Annotated in this window: 19 protein-coding genes; 3 read left to right on the plus strand and 16 right to left on the minus strand. The window is 71.7% G+C overall.

What is annotated here, in order from left to right; all coding sequences use genetic code 11:
• Positions 1-11 precede the first annotated feature (11 nt).
• The 5 genes from mmsA to K8638_RS13590 all read right to left on the minus strand — a co-directional run bounded on the left by mmsA (position 12) and on the right by K8638_RS13590 (position 3980).
• Entirely contained in the window at positions 12-1496 is a 1485-nt protein-coding gene (gene mmsA, locus K8638_RS13570) for a CoA-acylating methylmalonate-semialdehyde dehydrogenase (RefSeq protein WP_223754925.1), read from the minus strand.
• Between the two features lie 177 nt (positions 1497-1673).
• Positions 1674-2345: a hypothetical protein gene (locus K8638_RS13575; RefSeq protein WP_223754926.1), complete on the minus strand. Its 672-nt coding sequence runs from the start codon at positions 2343-2345 to the stop codon at positions 1674-1676.
• A complete protein-coding gene (locus tag K8638_RS13580) occupies positions 2342-2863 on the minus strand; it encodes a hypothetical protein (RefSeq protein WP_223754927.1) in 522 nt (173 codons plus the stop codon). The genes K8638_RS13575 and K8638_RS13580 overlap by 4 nt, the downstream gene beginning before the upstream one ends.
• Before the next feature lie 19 nt (positions 2864-2882).
• Entirely contained in the window at positions 2883-3479 is a 597-nt protein-coding gene (locus K8638_RS13585; protein ID WP_223754928.1) for a hypothetical protein, read from the minus strand.
• Positions 3480-3569: 90 nt separating this feature from the next.
• Positions 3570-3980 (minus strand): hypothetical protein, encoded by a 411-nt coding sequence (locus tag K8638_RS13590; protein WP_223754929.1) that lies wholly within the window; start codon positions 3978-3980, stop codon positions 3570-3572.
• A 142-nt stretch (positions 3981-4122) separates the two neighbouring features.
• Between K8638_RS13590 and K8638_RS13595 the strand changes: the two genes are divergently transcribed.
• The gene (locus tag K8638_RS13595) at positions 4123-5751 is read left to right on the plus strand and encodes a type VI secretion system contractile sheath domain-containing protein (protein WP_223754930.1); all 1629 of its coding nucleotides are present in this window, start codon (positions 4123-4125) and stop codon (positions 5749-5751) included.
• 120 nt (positions 5752-5871) lie between these two features.
• Here K8638_RS13595 and K8638_RS13600 read toward each other — a convergent pair whose 3' ends face one another.
• Together K8638_RS13600 and K8638_RS13605 are read right to left on the minus strand one after the other, a co-directional pair.
• Positions 5872-6399 carry a GNAT family N-acetyltransferase gene (locus K8638_RS13600; RefSeq protein WP_223754931.1) on the minus strand — a complete coding sequence of 176 codons (528 nt, stop codon included), beginning with the start codon at positions 6397-6399 and terminating at the stop codon, positions 5872-5874.
• A 33-nt stretch (positions 6400-6432) separates the two neighbouring features.
• The gene (locus K8638_RS13605; RefSeq protein ID WP_223754932.1) at positions 6433-7680 is read right to left on the minus strand and encodes a phospholipase D-like domain-containing protein; all 1248 of its coding nucleotides are present in this window, start codon (positions 7678-7680) and stop codon (positions 6433-6435) included.
• 211 nt (positions 7681-7891) lie between these two features.
• Between K8638_RS13605 and K8638_RS13610 the strand changes: the two genes are divergently transcribed.
• On the plus strand, positions 7892-8626 hold the full coding sequence (locus K8638_RS13610; protein WP_223754933.1) for a hypothetical protein: 735 nt from the start codon (positions 7892-7894) through the stop codon (positions 8624-8626).
• A 624-nt stretch (positions 8627-9250) separates the two neighbouring features.
• Here the strand turns inward: K8638_RS13610 and K8638_RS13615 are convergent.
• The 6 genes from K8638_RS13615 to K8638_RS13640 form a co-directional block, all read right to left on the minus strand.
• The gene (locus K8638_RS13615; RefSeq protein WP_223754934.1) at positions 9251-9694 is read right to left on the minus strand and encodes a hypothetical protein; all 444 of its coding nucleotides are present in this window, start codon (positions 9692-9694) and stop codon (positions 9251-9253) included.
• 30 nt (positions 9695-9724) lie between these two features.
• Positions 9725-10003, minus strand: a complete 279-nt coding sequence (locus tag K8638_RS13620; protein ID WP_223754935.1) for a hypothetical protein — start codon at positions 10001-10003, stop codon at positions 9725-9727.
• A gap of 39 nt (positions 10004-10042) precedes the next feature.
• Complete coding sequence (locus K8638_RS13625) at positions 10043-11263, minus strand: ABC transporter permease (protein WP_223754936.1); 1221 nt, start codon at positions 11261-11263, stop codon at positions 10043-10045.
• Between the two features lie 15 nt (positions 11264-11278).
• Positions 11279-12505, minus strand: coding sequence for an ABC transporter permease (locus tag K8638_RS13630; RefSeq protein WP_223754937.1), 1227 nt, complete (start codon positions 12503-12505; stop codon positions 11279-11281).
• Between the two features lie 179 nt (positions 12506-12684).
• Complete coding sequence (locus K8638_RS13635) at positions 12685-13839, minus strand: cysteine desulfurase family protein (protein WP_223754938.1); 1155 nt, start codon at positions 13837-13839, stop codon at positions 12685-12687.
• Positions 13840-13959: 120 nt separating this feature from the next.
• Complete coding sequence (locus K8638_RS13640) at positions 13960-15969, minus strand: lysyl oxidase family protein (protein ID WP_223754939.1); 2010 nt, start codon at positions 15967-15969, stop codon at positions 13960-13962.
• Between the two features lie 288 nt (positions 15970-16257).
• On the opposite strand from K8638_RS13640, the gene K8638_RS13645 reads away from it, so the two are divergent.
• Positions 16258-17997: an MDR family MFS transporter gene (locus K8638_RS13645; RefSeq protein ID WP_223754940.1), complete on the plus strand. Its 1740-nt coding sequence runs from the start codon at positions 16258-16260 to the stop codon at positions 17995-17997.
• A 10-nt stretch (positions 17998-18007) separates the two neighbouring features.
• On the opposite strand, the gene K8638_RS13650 is transcribed toward K8638_RS13645, so the two are convergent.
• The 3 genes from K8638_RS13650 to K8638_RS13660 form a co-directional block, all read right to left on the minus strand.
• Positions 18008-19231: an adenylate/guanylate cyclase domain-containing protein gene (locus K8638_RS13650; RefSeq protein WP_223754941.1), complete on the minus strand. Its 1224-nt coding sequence runs from the start codon at positions 19229-19231 to the stop codon at positions 18008-18010.
• 165 nt (positions 19232-19396) lie between these two features.
• On the minus strand, positions 19397-19714 hold the full coding sequence (locus tag K8638_RS13655; protein ID WP_223754942.1) for a hypothetical protein: 318 nt from the start codon (positions 19712-19714) through the stop codon (positions 19397-19399).
• A 42-nt stretch (positions 19715-19756) separates the two neighbouring features.
• A complete protein-coding gene (locus K8638_RS13660; RefSeq protein ID WP_223754943.1) occupies positions 19757-21241 on the minus strand; it encodes a M20/M25/M40 family metallo-hydrolase in 1485 nt (494 codons plus the stop codon).
• Positions 21242-21364: the final 123 nt, after the last annotated feature.

Genomic DNA, 21364 nt, shown 5'->3' on the forward strand with positions numbered 1-21364 from the left:
CCGGAAGCGGATCAGCTCATCCACGAGCCGTCGGTGCGGGCCGACCACTTGCGGGTGACCTTCTTCAGCGCCGTCCAGAAGTCGAGGCTGGACGGGCCGGTGATGTCGCCATGGCCGAAGCGCGAGTCACCGGTGCCACCAAACGAGAAGGGCTCGCGCGGCACGGGGACGCCCACGTTGACGCCCACCATGCCGGCGCGCACGCCCTCCACCACGGCCTGCGCCACCGCGCCATTCGTCGTGAAGATGGAGGCCGCGTTGCCGTAGGGCGACGCGTTCTCCACCTCCAGCGCCGCGGACAGCGTGGGCACGCGGATGATGGAGAGCACCGGGCCGAACAGCTCGCGCCGCGCGGCCTCCATCTCCGGGCGCACGCCGTCCAGCAGCGTGGGCCCCAGCCAGTTGCCGCCGGCCCACGCGTCTCCGGCGGGCCGCTTCCCGCGCCCGTCGAGCAGCACCTTCGCGCCCTCGGCTTCCGCGCGGGCAATCGCCGTCTCCAGCCGGTCCACCGCGCCGCGGTCGATGAGGGCGCCCATGCCGGGGCCCACCTCCAGCCGGGCCGCGCGGCGGGAAACTTCCTGGATGAGGGGCTCCACGTCGCCGACGGCGAGCAGCACGCTGGCGGCCATGCAGCGCTGGCCCGCGCAGCCGGTGAAGGAGTCGACCACGGCCTGCGGCGTCAGCTCGGGGTCCGCGTCGGGGACGATGATGACGTGGTTCTTCGCGCTGCCCAGCGCGAGCACGCGCTTGCCGCGCTTGCAGCCCTCCGCGTACACGTGGCGCGCGACGGCGGACGAGCCCACGAAGCCCAGCGCCTGCACCTCCGGGTGCGCCACCAGCGCGTCCACGGCCTCCTTGCCGCCGTGCACGACGGAGAAGACACCGGGCGGATAGCCGGCCTCGCACATCAGCTCGCCGAGCGCGCACGCGGTGAGGGGCACCTTCTCGGAAGGCTTGAGGATGAAGGCGTTGCCCAGCGTGACGGCGATGGGGAACATCCACATCGGCACCATCGCCGGGAAGTTGAAGGGCGTGATTCCGGCGACGATGCCGAGCGGCTCGCGGCGGAACTCACAGGTGACGCCGCGGCTGACCTCCATGTGGCCACCGGTGTCGAGGTTCTGGAGGGACAGGGCGAAGTCGCAGACCTCCAGGCCCTTGAGGAGCCCGGCGCGTCCCTCCGCCACCGTCTTGCCGGCCTCGCTGGCGGCGAGGTTCGCGAGCCGCTCCAGGTCGCGCTCCACGAGCTGGCGGAAGCGGAAGAGGAACTGGGTGCGCTCGCGCAGCGGCAGGGTGCGCCAGAGCGCGGCGGCGGGCCGGGCGGCCTCCACCGCCCGCGCCACGCCCGCGGTGGGCGTGAGCGGCACCCGGCCGATGACGGTGCCCGTGTACGGACTGCGTACGTCGAGGAGGCTCGCGCCCGAGGGCATCTGCCACTCGCCCCCCACCAGGTTGCGACACGGAACGACGCTCTCAGGAAGCTGGATGAAGGACACGCGCACCCCCCAGGCGTAGCGTGAACGAGGTGCGCTCCATCATAACCGCGAGCGATGACAGCCCGGCAACCCGGGCCAGGAGCGGGTCATCCTTGAATCAGTGGACTGTCACGTATCCAGACAGCCGGAGTGCTGGAAACCGGCCAATGCAGAGCGTCATTTCATGAATGGAAGACACTAGCGAGACGGCTCACCGAAGGTTCGCGGGCCGGCGCGCCAGTCGCTTTCCACGTCATTGTCCAGAGGGCCGCCGGGTCCCCACTTCCGGCCCATTGTCTGTGGGGCCAACGGAAGCGGCACCGGCGAGGGCGTGTCCTCGGTGAAGTCGCCTCCAATCGAGGGCCGTGGCCGGCCCCCCAGCAGGAGCACGTCATCGACGGACTGGCGGACGTGGAACAGGCCGGCGATACCACCCGGGCCTCTCGTGACGCCTGAAATCCGCAACGAGGTGCTGGCCCCGCCCAGGTTCCAGCCAAAGAACCCCTCCGCCACCTTGATTCCGGGGACCTGTCGCGCGGTGACGGGGTCGGTATAGGTGCTGGAGACCGGAGGGCCGCTGTAGCCGAACTCCTCGAAGATGACGAGATAGCTCCCGCCCGACATCGTCCCCAGGAGCCCCGCCTGGTTGGCGTAGTCGGGCTCGTCGACGTTGGGGTTCAGGTCCTGGCGGGCACGGACCTGGATGGAGAAGGGAGACAGGTCCAGGGTCTCGCTCGCCGGCTCATCCAGGTAGAGCTCCACCACTTCCGGAAACCACTCGGTGATGACCAGCCCGCGCCGCTGGGTGCAACCGGCCAGGGCGACCAGGAGGAGGACTCCCACCGCGCGAAGGAGAAAGGGACTCGTCATGACTCGCACCACAGCTCGACTTCGTTCGAAACCAGGGTGGGATGGCTCGCGTTTCCTGGCCGCCCCACCCTCGCCTTGATGTCCGCCGGGTTGCGGGGACCAATCGCCGGGTTGTGCCCTTCGCCGGTGCCGTCCAACCGCCCCACCACCTTGTTGTCTGCGTCACAGGTCAGGGTGAACGTGAGGGTGCCCTCATGTGGCCCCGGCGAGAGGTTGCGCGCGTCCACCACGAGCTGTCCCCGGTCCACCACGTCGTCCGCGTTGAGGGCGCCGTCATCGTCGAACACCTGGACCGCGGGCGCGACGTTGCCTCCGGGCTGGTGGAGCTCGTAGGCGATGCGAACCGTCACGACCCCGGCGCCGGGCTGCGGAGGCGGAGGAAGGATGCTGACCTGGGTGAGGGTGTAGTCCGCGTCATCCACCACTCCCACGCCGATGCGGATGGGGCCGCTGGCACACCCGCTGCTCACGGCGACGAGCAGGGCGGCCAGTTCCAGCCAGACATGACGCCGACACATCTTCGCCTCCTCTCGCGCGTCACCGTGGGTTGATGGTCATCTTCGGCGGCTCCAGCTCGAGCGGCGCCCACTGGCCGAGCTCCGTCCCGGGCACGCCGAGACACAGCAGGCTGTAGTTGACGGCCCCGAACCAGGGGTCGTCGTGGTTGTCGTCGGACAGGAAGAACCGGATGCTGAGGTCCGCCAGCTGCGTCGGTGGCTGCGTGGCGGTGTTGGGCGGATGAATTCGGACCACGGAGACCTCGACGTTGCCCAGGCCCCAGTGGTGGTCTTCCGAATCCCAGTCGAGCCTCGCGTCGGGCGCGCCGGGGTTCGGCTGGGCGGTGCCATAACCGAGCCCCCACCCGGTGAGTGACGGGAGGATGACCGCGGTCCCCACCGGCACCTCCACCGTCGCCTCGACGAAGTGGGAATCGGCGGCCTCTGGAATATTCCCGCTCGTCGTCGTCAGGCGCAGCAGGCCCAGGACTTCGAGCCGCCGGGCGATGACGCCGTGGGTCACGGGGCCTTCGACCGTCGTAATCGTCTCGGGGCGGGTGGCCGCACAGCCGCCCAGCAGCATCGTCAGCAGCCCACCCACGGCCCAGACGATGGCGAGTCCATGCCTCCCCGACATGCGCGCTCCCCCCTTGGTGACACGTTCAATATCCGCATCACGTGTCCACCTGCCGGTGAGGCGCCGCGAGACGCCGGGAGGGCTGCTCGTTCAGCCGCGAGCGTCCAGGCCCAGGGCCGAGCGGAGTCTCGCGAGGGTGGCGGTGTCCTCCGCGTCGGGAGGAAGGCCCTGGCTCCGGGCCTCGACGTACAGCGCGAGCGCGTACTGGAAGCGGGAGGAGGCGGTGGAGGCGTCGCCCTGCTGCTGGAGCAGCTCGCCGTCCTCGGCCACCAGCCGGGCGAGGACCTTCACGCGAGCGGGGTCCCCGAGCAGCCGCGCGGTGGACGCGGGGTCCGCGAGCAGCAGGGCGCCGTACTCCATGCCGAGCGAGGAGAGCGCCGTGTCCTGGATGAGCTGCCGCGCGTCCGTGAAGCGCTGTTCCCGCCGGGCCTTGAGGATGCGGGCGAGCGCGGCGGCGAACTCCTCGATGAGACGCTCGATATAGTCCTTGCGGATGGACATGGCGGGTGGAGGGTAGGCCCCGCGGCCTGGGCCGGCCACCCCATTCTGAAACGCCCGCCCGGCGCGCTAACGTAGCCGCCCTCCACGAACCAGGCGGGAACGGTCCATGAGTCAGAGCGGAAGCAGTCCAGAAGGAGCACGCGTGCGGTGGCTGGTGGCGGGAACCTTCTCCCCCGCTCCCTCCGGCCGGCGCTTCCATCTCACCCCCGAGTCCTTCGGCGCCGAGCTCGCGCGCGCCGCCAGCGGGCTGCGCGTCACCGTCCCCGACCGGCTCGGCGCCAGTGACTCCCGCACCGTCGAGCTGTCCTTCGACCGGCTCCGCGCCTTCGGCCTCGCCGACCTCATCACCACCGTCCCCGTACTGCGTGCCCTCCACGCCCTGCGCGAGGAGCTCGCCGGCTCCGACCCGCTCCGCCCGCTGAGCCCCGAGGAGGCCGCCTCCCGCGTCGCCAGCATCACCGGCCCCGGGCGCCTCCCCGACGCCGTCGCCGAGGCCCTCCGCGCCGCCGCGCCTCCCCTCCCCGACGCACCTCCGCCGCCTCCCGCCACGTCCGGAGACGAATTGGTGGAGGCCCTCCTCAACCGCGCCGAGGCGGGCTCCCCCGCCGCCGCGTCCCGCGCCGTGGACGCCTTCCTGCGCGCCATCAATCCCCGCGCTCCCGCCTCCCCGTCGTCCTCGCCTCCGCCGCCCGCCGCCTCGCGCAAGACGGCCCGCGACGTCATCGAGGAGGCCCTCCTCCTCACCGCGAAGGACCTCCTCGCCGCCGAGCCCGTCGCCCACCTCGAGTCCGCGTGGCGCGGCCTCAAGTGGCTGCTGGACCAGTGCCCCAAGTCCTCCGGCCTCGCCGTGGAGGTGCTCGACGTGAGCCACCCCTGGCTCCTCGACTCCCTCCAGGCCGTGCTCGCGGCCGACCCCTTCGACCGGCCCGACGCCGTCTTCGTCGTGGACGCGAGCGATGACGTCGCCCTGCTGGGCAGGCTCGCGGCGCTGGGCGAGCGCGCCCAGGTCCCCGTCGTTGCCGCGGTGCCTCCGTCGCTGCTGGGCCTCACCCCGGGCGAGCTGGCCCTGGGCCTGGAAGAGGAGCGGGACACCATCTCCGAGGCGTGGGCGGAGCTGCGCCAGGACGAGTCCGCGCGCTGGCTGTGCGCCGTCCTCAACCGCGCGGTGGTGGCCAGCGAGGGCCGTGGCGTGGCGAAGCGCGTGAGCTTCACCAGCCCCGCGCTCGCGGTGGCGGCGATGCTCGCGGCCAGCTTCCGCGACACCGGCGCCTTCGCGCGCATCATGGGCCAGCCCGGCGGGCTGCGCGCCCCGGCCATGTGGGAGCTGCCCTCCGGCCGCGACAAGGGCCTCGCCATCCCCACCGAGCTGTTCCTCCCCATCCGCGCCCAGTCTCGCCTGGAGGAGCGAGGCATCCTCGGCCTGGGCAGCGGGCGCAACGCGGACGCGGTGCTGCTGGCCGCCGCGCCCACCGTGTACGGCGGCGGCTACTCGGTACCGTTGCCCGCGCAGCTCCTCACCGGCCGCATCGTCCGCTTCGCCACCTGGGTGAGGGACCAGCTCCCACCCGGCTCCGCCGGAGAAGAGGTCTCCGACATCTTCTCCCAGGCCGCCGAGGTCTTCCTCTTCCGCGGCGCCACCGAGAACGGCCAGCTCCGCGCCGAGGTCGTCTCCACCGACGAAGGCCGCGGAGTCCAGGTCACCGCCACCGTCCGCCCGGAGCACGCCGGCACGCGCTTCCAGCTCGGCTTCGTCCTGCCGCTGCGAGGCTGAGCGCGGCGGGCCCCGGCGCCGGAGCGCGGCCGTCCCGCGGGCCGCCTCCCGGCGGCCTCCCGGGCGCCACACGTGGAAGGAACGTTCATTCCACGGTGCCCGGCTCGATGGGCCCCGGCGTCAGCCCTGGAGGCGCAGCACGTACGCCTCCAGGTACACCGTGGGCAGCGGCATGTCTCCCTCCGGCTCGCGCACGTAGCCGCGCTTCATGTACATGCCCGCCACGCCCACCGCGCCCCTGCGCACGTGGAGGCACACCGCGTCCACGCCCCAGCGCCGGGCCAGGGCCTCGGCCGCGTCCAGCAGGGGCCGGCCCAGCCCGGTGCCGTGGTAGCGCACCGAGGTGGCCAGACCGCGCAGGTCCGCCGCGTTCGGCAGCCACGCCTCCGAGCCCGGCGCGCCCGGCGGGAAGAGGGCCACCGTGCCGGCGACCTCGCCGTCCACCTCCGCCACCAGCACCGAGGCCACCTTCCGGCGCGAGGCCACGTCGCGCAGCTCGCGCCTGCGCTCCTCGGTGTAGACGACGTCCGGCAGCTTCTTCGCGTACTGGGTGAGGAAGGCCTCGACCAGCAGCTCGCCGACGACCGCGTCATCCTCGGGCCGCGCCTCGCGGATGACGGCCCGGCCCACCACGTCCTGGTTGCTCATGCGCCGCGCTCTAACACACGAGGCCCGCGCCGTTCACAGGTAGTCGCCGATGAGCAGGGAGAGCTGCTCCCCCAGCTTCTGCAGGAGTCCCCGCCGCTTCCACCCGCTCCAGTGGATTTCGCGCGAGTGGCCCAGGTCCTTCTCGAAAGTCTCCGCGAGCCGCGCGGCCAGCTCCGCGTCCTCCACCACCACGGAGCCCTCCTCCGAGCCGGCCAGCGCCAGCGGGTCCAGGTTGGTGGAGCCGACGACGGACAGCGAGTCATCCACGAGCATCGTCTTGGAGTGCAGCATGGACAGCTCGTACTCCCAGATACGCACGCCCCCTTCGAGCAGCCGCGCGTAGGTGGCACGCTGCGCCGACTGCACGGGGGCGATGTCATGGTACCGCCCGGGCACGATGACACGCACGTCCACGCCCTGCTTCACCTTCTCGATGAGCATGTCGCTGATGGCTTCCGAGGGGATGAAGTACGCGTTGGCAATCCACAGCCGCTCCCGCGCCGCGGCGATGGTGAGCAGCGTCATCCGCCGCGCGTCGGACAGGAAGCGGTGGCCGGTGCTGGCGACGAAGCCGGCGCGGGCTCCGCCCACCGCGGGCAGCTCCGGGAAGTCGCTGGCCGGGAGGAAGTCTCCGCCGGCCTCCTGCCAGTTCTGGGCGAAGGCCACCTGCATGTCGCGCACGGTGGGGCCCTCGACGCGGACGTTCATGTCGCGCCAGTACTCCGCCCCCTGCGCGTTGCCGAGCCAGCTCTTCCAGATGCCCCAGCCCCCGGTGATTCCCACCCTGCCGTCACGCACCACGATTTTGCGGTGCATGCGCGCCTTGATGCGGGAGGCGTCGAACGAGGAGATGGAGCCCTGGATGGGGCGGAAGACGCGCACGTCGCAGCCGGCCTCGACCAGGGAGGGAGACACGGCCTCGAAGTTGACACTGCCGAGCGGGTCCACGAGCACGCGGCAGACGGTGCCGGGCTGGCGCTCGCGCAGGGCCTGGACCAGCCGGTCCGACGGCTCGCCCGGGCGCCAGATGTAGCTGGCGATGTGGATGCTGGAGCGCGCGGCGCGAATCTCCTCCTCGATGGCCTCGAAGATGTGGCCGTTCTCCACCAGTTCCACGCGGTGGCCGGGCTCCAGCGCCACGCCGAGCGATTGGAAGTACGCGAGCGAGCGCGCCTCGGGGCCGCCCTCCGGCAGCGCACGGATGCGCAGGTCGTGCCGGTGATTGGGATGGGGGCACCCGGCGACCAGCAGCGCGACGAGCACGAGCGGGGCCAGCTTCACCTCCGGAAGCTAATCGCCCTGGAGCCGGAGTGCATCTGCCCTCCATGACGCTCCGGTCTGACACCAGCGTCCGCCCGCGAACATCCGGCCCCGGCGCCGCTGTGCGCTGGAGGGCACCCTGTCCGGGAGAGGGTGGCCGCCTCCACGCGTGATGCGCACCGTTCCCCGCCACCGCGCTCCAGGCCGGAGGACGGGTGGCCCCAGTGTGCCCATGTCCCTGCCCTGCCCCGCGCCGCGCGTGTCGTTCACCGTGTCCCTGCTCCTGGGGTGCCTGCTGGCACCAGTGGCATCCGCGGCCTCGGACGCGCCCCTGCGGCAGGACGAGGAGTCCCGCGACGCACCCGCCGGGCCCGCCTCCCCGGACACGGGCGGCACGCGGCTGCCGGGGATGAGCGGCGTGCCGCTGGGCTCGGACGGTGAGGACGTACCGCTCACGGCGGAGGCGCGGGTGGCGCATGGCGGGCTGGCGCTGCTTCCGCTCGGAGGCAGCTGGGGTGCGACGCGCGTGGGCGGTGACACCCGGCTGGGGGCCACGGCGTCGGAGACGGCGGCGGGCATGCTCCTGGGCGCGATGCCGTCGCGGCTCCTCTTCTTCCGGCCCAAGGCGTACAACCGCTCGCGCTGGGTGGAGATGGAAGTGGTGGCGTTCGGCGCGGGGCTCGTGCTGACGCCGCCACTGACGGCGCTCGGCACGTGGGGGCTGGGAGAGCTGGCGTTCGGAAGGAGCCGCGACCCGGGTGACGCGTACCTGGGGGCGCTCGGTGGCGCGGCGGTGGGCGCGCTGCTCGGCGTCGTCGTCCACGAGGTGCTGGTGAAGCTGGCCGGCCCGAGCTCCCACCTGAAGACGGCACGTCAGCTCATCGCGCTGGGAGTCATCGGCGCGGGTGCGACGGTGGGCTACCAGTGGGCGGGAGGCGGACCTCGCCCCGACAGGAACACGCCGTAGTTCCTCGCATGGCGCATGCGAACGATTCGAGCGGCACAGCCGGGCTCCCCCCGTCGGGACTCGTGGGTAACTGCCTTGCACCTCCATCCAGCCATCCCGGTGGGATGGACAGTGACGGCTCGCCCCATGTCGCTCCCACGGGCGGCGTCAGCCCCGACGCCTCAGCGTCCACGGGCGTGCCCGCGTCAGGCTCTTCCACGACGGGACGGGCCTCGGGCTCGCCATCGAAGATGCGCCGGAGAATACGGCCGTCCTCTCGAATGGCGTATTCCACTCCCGAGTCCAGCGGGAGGACCTTGCGGTCACATGCCGAGGGGTCCACGTCGATCCGGACAAAGATGATGTCGGCCCTGCGGATGACACGATACCTGTGGGCGGCTCGCCGCTCCCAACAGGGGCCTTCCCTGGCGTCCACGGGAAGAAAGTCCTCGGAGGCCACCTTGATGGCCTGGAGCGTCGCTCCATCCAGTTCGTAGATGCTCCCGGGTACGCCGACCTGCTGTGCGTGTTGCTCGTGGAACTCCGGGAAGATGATGGACCGGTCCTCTTCCAGCATCGCCATACGAGGAGCCGGGTTCCTCGGACATCCCGATGCGAGCAGGAGCATCACGCAGAGCAGCCTCCTCATGGCGTCCCTCCGAAGCAGGGCCCCGTGGCGGTCTTGATGGCGAAGTCCATTCCATCGCCGCTCCACTCCACCCTTCCCGTCTGCTCACAGCTCCATCGGCCTCGCGTCTGGGTCCAGCGCATGAGCTGCCCCGTCACCGGTACATATTGATGGAATCCATCACAGGTGGGGTTCGCCACGTCGTGGGAGAAGAACGCAACGATGGAGAGCCGGACAACCCCTTCCCGGGTCTGGCTTTCGAACCCATGCATGGCACCCTCTTGAACGATGAACCGGATGTCGCTCTTCGAGAGAGCGCTCCCATAGGGATGGTTGTGGAGTGCGTAGACGTACTTGATGCTGCTGGCCGGGTAGCGCGAATCCTCGACCTGCGAAGGAAGCAGGCAGGTCCTGGTCCGATGCAGTGGATCGATCTTCGACTGGTCCGTCAGCTTGCTCACGAAGTACTGGTCGTCCGGCGTGTAGTAGACTCAGGCGCAGTACTCGCTGGAGACCCGCCAGAACGTTCCGGACTCCTGATGCCCCGGGCGTCCCGCGCTCGCGTGCGGCTTCGAGAGAATCTTCCCGCACGCCGCGAGCAACGCATCCGAGTAGGCGTCAAAGGGCCCCAGCATCGGCCCTGGCAACTTCTCCAGGATGGGCTGCCCGGAGCCGGGCCTGACGATGTCAGGGTCCGCCGTGCGGGATGACGCACATCCCATGGCGGCGAGCAGGGTGAGTTGGAAGGAGCCCCGCCATCCAGGAGTCATCGAGCCAACCTACCATGCGCCCGTGGGCCCACGCGCCCCCTACTCCGTCCGCATCGCCTCCACGGGGTCCAGCTTCGCCGCGCGAGCGGCCGGGTAGATGCCGAAGCCCAGGCCGACTCCGCAGCTCATGGCCAGCGACAGCGCCACCGCCCAGCCGGGCACTTCCGTGGGCAGGCCCATCACCCACCGCGCCAGGTGTGCCAGCGCCACGCCCAGCGCCACGCCCAGCACTCCGCCCACCAGCGACAGCACCACCGCCTCCAGCGCGAACTGCGCCAGGATGCGCCGCTTCTTCGCCCCCAGCGCCTTGCGGATTCCTATCTCCCGCGTCCGCTCCGTCACCGCCACCAGCATGATGTTCAGGATGCCGATGCCGCCCACCAGCAGCGACAGCAGGCACACCCCGAAGCTGGCCACCGAGATGACGGTGGAGATGTTGTTGAACATCTCCGTGGCGCTCTCGTTGGAGTAGACGAAGAAGTCGTCCTCCTCGTGCGGCTTCAGCGCATGGCGCCGCCGCATCAGCATCGTCACCTCGTCCTGAGCCCGCGGCAGCAGCTCCGCCGAGCGCGCCTGGATGCTCACCCGCAGGTCCCTCGCCCCGAAGAGCTGGCGGAACACCGTCAGCGGCATCATCACGTTGTTGTCCTGGCCGCCCCCGCCCAGGAAGCCGCCCCGGCGCTTGAGCGTGCCCACCACCAGGAAGCTCCGCCCCTGGATGCGGACCGACTGCCCCACCGCCTCCAGGCCGGGGAACAGCGTGTCCGCCAGGTCCGGCCCAATCACCACCACGCGCCGGCCGTCCATGTACTCCGTGTCCGTGAAGGCCCGCCCGTTCTCCACCGTCACCGAGTTCGTCTGGAAGTACTCCGGCGAGCCCGCCCAGATGTTCACACTGGCGCGCGACTCACGCTGCGCCGTGGACACCTTCACGCCCCCCTTCGAGTCCTCCGCCGCCGCCCGCAGCACCAACGGCTGCTCGCGGATGGCTCTCAGGTCGTCGTCGCTCAGCCGGGGCCGCCTCGCCAGCTCCGCCGGGGACAGCGGCCCGCCGAAGGGCAGCCGCTGCACCTGGAAGCAGTCGGGGCCCAGGTCGGACAGGCTCTCGTTCACCTGGTTCCGCAGCCCCTGGATGATGCCCATCATCGCCACCACCGTGGTGGCGCCGATGACGATGCCCAGCAGCGTCAGGAAGGAGCGCAGCGGGTTCGAGACGAACGTCCCGAACGCCAGCCGCAGGGTGTCCCACAAGGCCATCATCGCCGCCGTCTCCCGTCAGTCGTGGCGGAGTGCTTCCACCGGGTCCAGGTTCGCCGCCCGCGCCGCCGGCCAGATGCCGAACAGCAGCCCCACCATCGCCGCGAAGCCCACGCCGAGGACCACCGTCAACGGCTGCACCGACGCCGCCAGCGGCGTAATCAGCGACACCGTGTACGCCAGCCCCAGGCCCGCCAGGGTCCCCAGGGTGCCGCCCAGCGCGGACACGCTCGAGGCCTCCATCAGGAACTGGAGGATGATGGTGCGCTTGCGCGCCCCCAGCGCCCGCCGCACGCCAATCTCCCGCGTCCGCTCCCGCACGGACACCAGCATGATGTTCATGATGCCGATGCCGCCCACCAGCAGGGTAATCAGGCCCACCCCCGTGGCCGCGCCGTAGAGCGCGCCGGTGAGCTGGGCGTAGATGTTGGCGAGCTGCTCGGGGCGGTTGATGGCGAAGTCGTCCGGGATGCCGGGCGGCGTGCCGCGCTCGCGGCGCAGCACGGCGGTGAGCTGGTCCTGCGCGTCCAGGATGTTGTCCGGCGAGTCCAGCGCCACCGCGATGTTCGGCGAGCGCCGCTTGCCGTAGTACCCGAGGAAGGTGGTGTACGGCACCAGCACCACGATGTCCTGGTTCTCCCCGAGGATGCTGCCCTTGGCCTCCAGCGTCCCCACCACGCGGAAGGGCTTGTCATCCAGGTAGATGCGCTGCCCCAGCGGGTTGACGCCGGTGAAGAGCGTGCGGACCATCTCCGCGCCGATGACGGCCACCGGCGTGCGGCTCTCCACGTCCGCCTCGGTGAGGAAGCGGCCGCTCTCCACGTTGAAGGACGACACGGTGCCGTACTCGGGCGTGGTCCCCACCAGCGTCACCGCGTTCATCTTCCTGTCCAGCCAGCGGCCCTCGCCCCGGTCGAAGTAGAACGGCGCGACGGCAATCACGTGCTCGGAGGCCTGGCGGATGGGCTCCACCAGCGCCGGGGTGAGGTCCTTCCGGTTGCGGTACTCCCACCAGTTCCCCTGCATCGTCCACGGGAACTTGGAAATCTGGAGGGTGTTGGCACCGATGCCCGCGAGCTGATCCGCGAAGGATTGGTTGATGCCCTGGATGATGCCGACGATGGCCAGCAGCGTGCACACCCCCACGCCGATGCCCACCGTCGTCAGGACCGTCCTCAAGCGGTTGGAGTGCAGTGAGAACAGGGCGATTCGCCCGCCCTCCCACACGTCGACCCGAAAACTCACGTGATGACCTCTCCGCCGCCAGGCAGGCGCATGGCCCATGCGGGCACCCTGGCTACGCGCCAGGAACCCAGTGATTGCACGAGGCATTTCCGAGGGCAAATGCCCACCGTCCGGGTCCGCTTCACGGAGCGAGAGGCCCCACACCCGGCAGGTGGCGCCACCCCCACGTCACGCGCCCCTCAGCGGCCCGCCACCCGCCGCCACGCCCGGACCAGCGCCTCCGCCGCCCGGTCCACCTCCGCCTCGGTGGTGTCCGGCCCCAGCGACAGGCGCACCGCGCCCAGGGCCTCGGCCTCGGGGAGGCCCATGGCGCGCAGCACCGGAGAGGCGGACTCACCGCCCTCGTGGCAGGCCGAGCCGGTGGAGGCCGCCACCTCCGGCGCCGCCGCCAGCACCTCGCTGCCACGCACACCCGGGAAGCGCACGTTGAGGGTGTTGGGCAGCCGCTCCGTGGGGTGGCCGTTCAACGCCAGCCCGGGCACCTCCGCGCGAAGGCGCTCCCATAGCCGCTCGCGCAGGGCGACGAGAGACGCGGTGCCCCGCTCCAGCCGCGCGCGGGCCCGCTCGCACGCGGTGCCCAGCGCCACCGCGTAGGGAACATTCTCCGTCCCCGGCCGCAGGCCCCGCTCCTGGCCGCCGCCCAGCACGAAGGGCCGCAGCGGCGTGCCCGGGCGCACGTACAGCGCGCCCACGCCCTTGGGCGCGCGCAGCTTGTGGCCCACCAGCGTCAGCAGGTCCACGCCGAGCGCCTCCACGTCCACCGGCACCTTGCCCACCGACTGCGCCGCGTCCGTGTGCACGGTGGCGCCGTGACGGTGGGCGAGCGCCGCCACCTCGGCCACCGGCTGCAGGACGCCCGTCTCGTTGTTGGCGTGCATCAGCGTCACCAGCGCGGTGTCCTCGCCCGCCGCGTCCAGCGCCCGCGCGGCGTCCTCCACGCGCACCCGGCCGTCCGGGTCCACGGGCAGCCACGTCACCTCCCAACCCCGCCACTCCAGCGTGTCGCACGGCAGCTTCGTGGCCGGGTGCTCGATGACGGAGGTGACGACATGGCGCCGCTCGGCGCGGGCCTCGGTGGTGCCGCGGATGGCCAGGTTGTTGGCCTCCGTGCCGCCGGAGGTGAAGAGGATGTCGCCGGGCTTCGCGCCGATGAGGGCCGCCACCTTCGCGCGCGCCTCCTCCAGCGCGGCGCGGGCCCGCCGCCCATAGGGGTGTCCGCTGGAGGGGTTGCCGAACTCCTCGCGGAGGTACGGCAGCATCGCGTCCACCACCTCGGGGTCGATGGGGGTGGTGGCGTTATGGTCCAGGTACAGGGGACGCTCGGGGTGGCTCATACGCGCCGCAGGATGGCGGAAGGACGGGGCCGTGTCGCCCTCCCGCGTCATCCACTGTCCGGACCCGGGCACGCGCGGACGGCTTCCGCGGCGCCCGGGAAGCGGCTCAGCCGCCGTGCCTCACGGCAGCACGGTGACGGTGTTGCCGTCGATGCGCACGTTCAGCTTCGCCTCGTTGGGATGCGTGGAGGCCTCCTCGATGATGTCCTGCTCGTCCACGCCGACGCGGAGCGTGTACGTGCCGTCCGAGAGGTCGGTGATGTCAATCCACTGGCAGGGGATGTCGGCGACGTAGATGTCCGACCAGCCGGCGGAGATGCCCATGCGCTCGGAGTAGGCGAAGTAGGGCGCGGCGTCCGAGCACTGGCGGTGGTAGTCCACCAGGTAGAAGCCCTGCTTGCGGCCCTGGACCACGTCGTTGCCCTGCGCGTCGCGCAGCGCGTACCCGGCGAAGTGGGTGAGGTGGTCGTGCCTGTGGCACGCGTCGTAGACGTAGAGGTCCGGCCGCTCCTGGGCATTGGGAACGGAGGCCGCCGCGGCGCCCAGGTTGACGATGGAGGTGCTGAAGCGCAGCAGGCGCCGCTCGCCCGCGGCCGGCACGCAGCCCTCGAGCACCTCGCACGCGCCGGCGGCGAAGGTGCGGCGCTCCACGTACAGCGAGCGCGCCAGCACGTCCGCGTCCACGGTGAGGTCCGGCTTGCCATTCACGGGGTCCAGCCCCAGGTTGCACGAGGCCTCCTCGGGCAGGTACGGCGGGGCCGTGGGCGTCGCGGGCACCGCGCCACCGGCGAAGATGGCGACGCGTCCCCCGGGCCCGGAGATGAGGCCGTTCGGAGGCGACATGCCCACCACCAGGTCGTCGAAGCCGTTGCCGTCCAGGTCCCCGGGCGCCAGCACGGCGAAGCGATGGAAGCCCTCGTACTGCGGGGGCAGCGAGTCGGCCCTGGGCCAGGCCCACGAGGGCTTCAGCTCCGAGGAGACCGCCTGACCGGGGGAGTAGTAGTAGAGGCGGCCCAACGAGCTCATCACGAAGTCCAGGCGGTGGCCGTCTCCGTCCACGTCTCCCACCGGCAGGGGCCCGCCGAGCAGCGCGAACACCGGGTCCTCCATCAACGACCAGACCGGCGTGGCGGAGTAGCCACCCTCCGCCTGGGCATCGGACAGGTGCAGACGCAGCGAGCCGCCGCCGGGGCCCTGGAAGCGCTCCGGCCGGCCGTCCCCGTTGAGGTCGGGAAGGAGATGCAGCGTCTGCGAGCTCACCGTCCACACGGGCTGCGCCGTCAGCGCGCCGTCACACACCAGCTCGGTGCCCGCCTTGCACCCGAGGTAGAGGCGGTGCTCGCTATTATTCTCGGTACTGCTGCTCACGAGGAGGTCCTGCGCGCCGTCGCCGTTGACGTCGCCCGCGCGCCTCGCGGAGGTGCCGGACAGGGTCTCCGTGCGAGCCACCAGGGCGAAGGGCTCCCCCACGACGCCCGCCTGAGCCCGGAACACGGACACCGAGGCCAGCCTCACGCTGACGAGGTCATCCAGCCCGTCCCCGGTGACGTCCGCGAGCACGGCGTTGTTGTAGATGCCGCTTCCCGGCGCCCGGAACAGCACCTCCGAGAGCACCTCTCCCAGGGCAGGCCGCCCCTTGAAGACGAGCGCGCCATAGGCGCCGGAGACGAGCAGGTCCGCGTACGAGTCCCCATCCACGTTGCCAATGGACACCACCATGTTGCTGCCGCGGGTGCGCGTGGAGGTGTTGCGCCAGTCCATCACCTGGGTGACGGCCTGCTTCGAGAAGTACGTGCCCTCGCCGGCGAAGAAGGACACCCGGCCCGGGTCCTGCGTGGTGGGCAGGCACGGCGACGCCACGACGGCCAGGTCCTTGCGGCCATCGCCGTTCAGGTCCCCCATGGCGAGGGAGCGGCCGAAGCAGCCCACGGTGTAGGCCGGGTCGTACTCCACCTCCCACACCGGCGTCTCGGACAGCACCGTGCCCGCGTCACCGGGCCCCGCGTCCGGGGCACCGGCGTCTGGCTCGCCGGCATCCGTCCCGGCGTCGGGGGTGGGGTCGGGGTCGTCACAGGCGCAGAACGTCACGGCCATGAGGGCGGAAAGGGACAGCGCTCGAAACAATCGCATTCGGAGGCTCCTCGAACAGCGCGCGTGTGGGGGGACCGCGTCCAGGCCTCGCGGCCTTCTGGAGGCACGGTGGACGTCAAGGTTACACGCGGGACCGACAACCCTTGCCAGCTGCTTGCCGGATGAAAGGATTCAACTCCCGACACGTGTGCACCTCCGTGCCGGTGTGAACGGTCCAGAGGGCGACGCCGGACGGGCGGACCGGAGGCACGGGTGACTGGCCATGGGAAGGGAGCATCCCCACCCTGGCCGGCGGCGCCTGCGTCACCGGCGCGACCACCGTGAGCCATGGCCCCGTCCGCCGCCCCAGCCACCGCCGACGTCCTGACCGCCGCCTTCCCCGCGTTCACCCGCCCACAGAAGGTCTTCACGATGCTGGGGGCGCTGCTGGGCGTCCTGCTGGCGGCGCTGGACCAGACGATTGTCGCGACGGCGGGGCCGGCCATCCAGGCGGACCTGCGCATTCCCGCGTCGCTCTACCCGTGGCTCACCACGTCGTACTCGATGGCGTCCGCGATGATGGTGCCCATCTGGGGGAAGCTGTCGGACCTGGTGGGCCGGCGGGCGGTGCTGGCGTCGGGCATCCTCGTCTTCCTCACGGGCAGCTTCCTGTGCGGCGTGTCCCGCTCCACGCTGGCGCTCATCGTCTTCCGCGCGGTGCAGGGGCTGGGCAGCGCGGCGCTGTTCACCGCGGCGCTGGCGGTGGTGGCGGACCTCTTCGAGCCTCGCGAGCGAGGCAAATACCAGGGGCTGTTCGGCGCGGTGTTCGGCCTGTCCAGCGTGGTGGGCCCGCTGGCCGGAGGCTTCCTCACCGACAACCTGGGCTGGCACTGGGTGTTCTTCATCAACCTGCCGGTAGGGGTGGTGGCGCTGGCGCTCGTCTTCCTGCGCATGCCGAAGCTGCGGCCCCACGGGGTGGGACGCGGAGGGCTGGACCTTCCGGGCGCGGCGGCGCTGGCGGTGGCGGTGGTGCCGCTGCTGCTCGCGCTCAGCCAGGGACGCGCTGACGGTGGCGCGTGGGCGTGGAGCTCGTGGCGGATTCTCGGCCTGTTCGCGCTGGCCGCGGTGGGCACGGCGCTCTTCCTCTTCGTGGAGACCCACGCCCGGGAGCCGCTGCTGGACTTGAAGATGTTCCGCCTGCGCGCCTTCAGCGCGGGCAACGCGGCGGTGTTCATCATTGGCGCGGTGTTCCTGTCGGGTGTCGTCTTCCTGCCCCTCTTCATGGTGAACGTGGTGGGGCTGTCGGCGACGCGCTCGGGGTTGACCATCATGCCGCTGACGCTGGGCGTGGTGGCGGGCAACGTGCTGAGCGGGCAGCTCGTGTCGAAGCTGGGGCGGTTCAAGGAGCTGATGCTGGGCTCGCTGGTGCTGCTGATGGTGGGCTTCGCGGTGATGGGCTTCACGCTCACGCCGCAGTCCACGCAGGCGGAAGTCACGGCGAAGATGGTGCTGGTGGGGCTCGGGCTGGGGCCGACGATTCCGCTCTACACACTGGCCATCCAGAACGCGGTGCCGCCCCAGCGCATCGGCGTGGCCACGTCGGCGGCCACCTTCTTCCGGCAGCTCGGGATGACCGTGGGCGTGGCGCTGCTGGGCACGGTGTTCGCGGCGGCGCTGTCCGGGACGATGGAGGCCCGGCTGCCCCAGGCCACCGAGGGGCTGCCCGAATCGGCGCGGGCCCGGGTGCGGGTGGCATCGCCGGACACGAGCGCGGAGGGACCCCCCGCGGGTGAGACGTTCCGGGCCCGGGAGGTGAAGGAGCGCCTGCGCGCGGAGTTCGAGGCGGAACGGCGAAGGGTGGCGGCGGGGCGCGATGCCGCCGGGGCTCTCGCGAGGCTGGAGGCGGAGGAGCGGCGCGCGCTGGAGTCCGTGGACCGGGTGGACCTGGTCATCAAGGAGTCCTTCACGCGCGGCGTGGCGGCGGTGTACCGCGTCGCCCTCCTCATCGCGCTGGCGGCGCTGCTGGTGACCTTCTTCCTGCCGGAGCAGCCGATGCGGCGGAAACAGGGCCCCGCGCCGGCGAAGTGAGCACCACGCCTCAGGCGGCGGTGAGCGCCTGGGGACGGGTTCCGGCCTGGGATGCCAGCGTATAGATGCGCACGGGCATGCCCACGCCCTTGAGCACATGCTCGCCCAGGTCCTTCGTGTCGCCCTGGTAGTGGGAGACGAAGGCCTCGGACAGGAGCACGGGCTCGTTGAGCGCGGCGCACAGGCCGCCGATGCGGCTCGCCAGGTTGACGGCCGGGCCGATGACGGTGAAGTCCAGCCGGTCCGTGGCGCCGATGTTGCCGTACATGACGTCGCCCACGTGGAGCGCGGCACCGAACTCGTACGTGGGCAAGCCCTGGCGGCGGCGCTCCACGTTGTCGCGGGTGGCGGCGGCCACCGCCTCGCGGACGGTGCGCGCCGCGGCCTCGCAGCGCTCCTCCACCGGCGAGCCCGCGTCGATGCGGAAGATGGCGAGCACCGCGTCGCCCATGAACTTGAGCACCTCCGCGCCGTGCGCGTGGAAGGCGCCCACCATGGTCTCGAAGTACGCGTTGAGCAGCTCCAGCAGCGCGTCGCGCGGGAGCGCGTCCGACAGCGCGGTGAAGCTGCGCAAGTCACTCAGGCAGATGACGGCGGACGTCGTCTCACCGTCGCCCCGGCGAATCTGTCCCTGGAGGATGCGCCGGCCGGTGTCGCGCCCCAGGTACGTGTCCAGCAGCACGCCCGTCATGTCCTTGCGCGCGAGGACCTCCAGCACGAGCTGGAGCAGCGGGTGCAGGCCGTGGAGCAGCGCGAGCTGCGCGTCCGAGAAGCCCCCGGGTGCGTCGGTGGCCCAGGACACGGCATGGCGCGCGCCGTCGCTGAAGCACACGGGCAGCGCGAGATAGTCGGTGAGCCCGTCCGCGCGCAGCTCGTCGAACATGGGGAAGTCGCCTGGAGCGGACGGCGCCTCCAGGCGGCGGTGGATTCCGGGCGAGCCGTCGAGCAGCGCCTTGAAGGGGCTGAGCGCGAAGCCGGGCAGGTGCTGGAGGCCGTGCGGGTGGACCTCCGTGGAGACGCCCTGCCCGGGACGCCAGCGGAAGCTGCGGCCGTGCAGCAGCGGGTGCAGGGTGAAGAGGGAGATGGACGCGCGGGCCAGCGGGACCCCCTGCGCTTGCAGGCGCTGGCAGAGCGCCTCCAGCAGCGGGGCCGGGCTTTCCACGCTCCTCGCCTCGGACACGAGCCATCCCGCGACGTCCGGACCCGTCCCGGGCGGCTGCTGTCCGCGGCTCATCCGCGAGTCTCCGGCATTCACACTCACTGGCGCTCATTCCTGGCGGAAGGCCGCCGCCAGGGGTGTCTCATTGTTTCACCGAACCCGCCCCCGGGCGAGGGGAAGGTCCACTCGCGAGGGCAGCCAGGCAGGCGGGGGACTCCCGCGCCCGCCTGGTCCCAGGGCTCACGGCGCGCAGCGGATCTGCACGGGGTAGCTCTCCAGCACCACGCACTCGCCCCGGGCGCACTGGAGGCGCTCGCAGACGGCCCGGGTGTCCACGCACAGCGCCTTGCGGCCCGTGTCCAGGTCCAGGCTCGCGCACGTCAGGCCCTCGGGGCAGGCGGGCGCCTCCACGCCACACTCCTGCCCGTCGAGCACCGAGCCGTCCCTCAGGGTCAGCTTGCCGTCATCGGTGGCGCCATTCGGCTCCGGCGCCGACGCACAGCCGGCGAGGACGGACAGGACCACCAGCAGGACCGGAAACCGCGTTCCGCGCTTCATGGGACACCCTCCTTGTCAGCGAGAAGCCTGCCCACCCGGACGTCACTGCCCGGAGGCCTTGGACTGCGGAACGAGCGCGGGCGGACCGGGCGGCGTCGCCGGTGCTTCCGGACGCGCGAGCGTGCCCGGCATCTCCGCCATCGCGTACGTCATCCACGCCACGGCGGCGGTGCTGCGCGCCAAATCTTGCGGGTCCACCTTGTCCAGCGTGTCCGCCATGGTGTGGTGGTAGTCGAAGTAACGGGTGACATCCACCTGCACGCCGAAGAAGGGCACGCGCGCGGGAATCATGGGGGTCAGGTCCGCGCCGCCCGCCTCGCGCTCGTGGAAGGTCCCCGCGCCCAGCGCCACCAGCGGGGGAAGCCACGGGCGCACCAGCTCCTGGCCGCCCGCGCCCGCGCGCAGGTTGATGCCAATGGGACGGAAGCCGCCCGAGTCCATCTCCATCGCGGCCACGTGCCGGGACAACTCGGCGGCGTGGGCCTCCGCGTAGGCGCGCGCGCCGTGCAGGCCGTGCTCCTCGTTCATGAAGAGCACCACGCGCACGGTGCGGCGCGGCGCCTGGGGCAGCTTCGCGATGAGGCGCGCCGCCTCCATCACCATGGCCACGCCCGCGCCGTCGTCATGCGCGCCGGTGCCCACGTCCCACGAGTCCAGGTGCGCGCTGATGAGCACGATTTCCTGGGGCTTCTCCCGGCCGCGCACCTCGGCGACGACGTTGTGGGACTCGACCTCGGGCAGCTCGGAGCAGCCGAGCACCACCTTCACGCGCACGGGGCCACGGGCGAGCATCCGGTGGAGCAGGTCCGCGTCCTCGGTGGACACCGCGGCGGCGGGAATCCTCGGGCCGCCGGCCTCGAAGCGCGTGGAGCCCGTGTGCGGCGTGCGAAGGGACGCGGTCGCCAGCGAGCGCACCAGCGCGCCCGCGGCCCCGGCCTTCGCGGCGGCGGCGGGCCCGCGCCCGCGCAGCCCGGCGAAGCGGCCGTAGTCCGCCGGCACGGACATGGTGTGGTTGAAGAAGACAATCTTCCCCTTCACCGAGTCGCCGAGCGCCGCCAGCGCCTCGAGCGAATCCACCTCCACCACCTCGGCGGTGAGGCCGTCCGGGGCGGTGGGAGCGCTCCCCCCCAGCGCGATGAGCGAGAGCGGGTGCCCGCGCGTGCGCTCGGAGGCGAGCACCTCGCCGCGCTCCTCTCCGCGCACCCAGCGCGGCACCTTGACGGGCTCGGTCCATCCCTTGACGCCGTCTGCCTTGAAGCCGCGCAGCGCCCACTGCACGGCGGCCTCGGCGCCCGCGGAGCCGGACAGGCGCGGGCCGATGCCGTCGGTCAGCTCGGCGAGGCGCGCATAGGCGTGGCCCTCGGTGAGCGCGGGGCCGATGAGCTTCTCCGCGACGGCCTGCGAGTACGCGGGGGACACCGCCTTCACCGTGGCTGCGGGAGCAGTGGCGGGCTTCGCCGCGGGCGCGGCGCCCGAGAGAAGCTGGAGCGCGAGCGAGGCGGGCAGGACGAAGGTGGCTGCGGGCAAGGAGACCTCCGGGGAGGGCGCCCACTCTCCGCAGTTCACCGGGGGCTCGCAAGCACGATGCTCGGCACGCACGGTGAAGCCGTGTGCGGGTGCTCGTGAGCCCTGGGAGCGAGGAGCCGGAGA

The sequence above is a fragment of the Myxococcus sp. RHSTA-1-4 genome (assembly GCF_020037125.1).
Classification (GTDB): Bacteria; Myxococcota; Myxococcia; order Myxococcales; family Myxococcaceae; genus Myxococcus.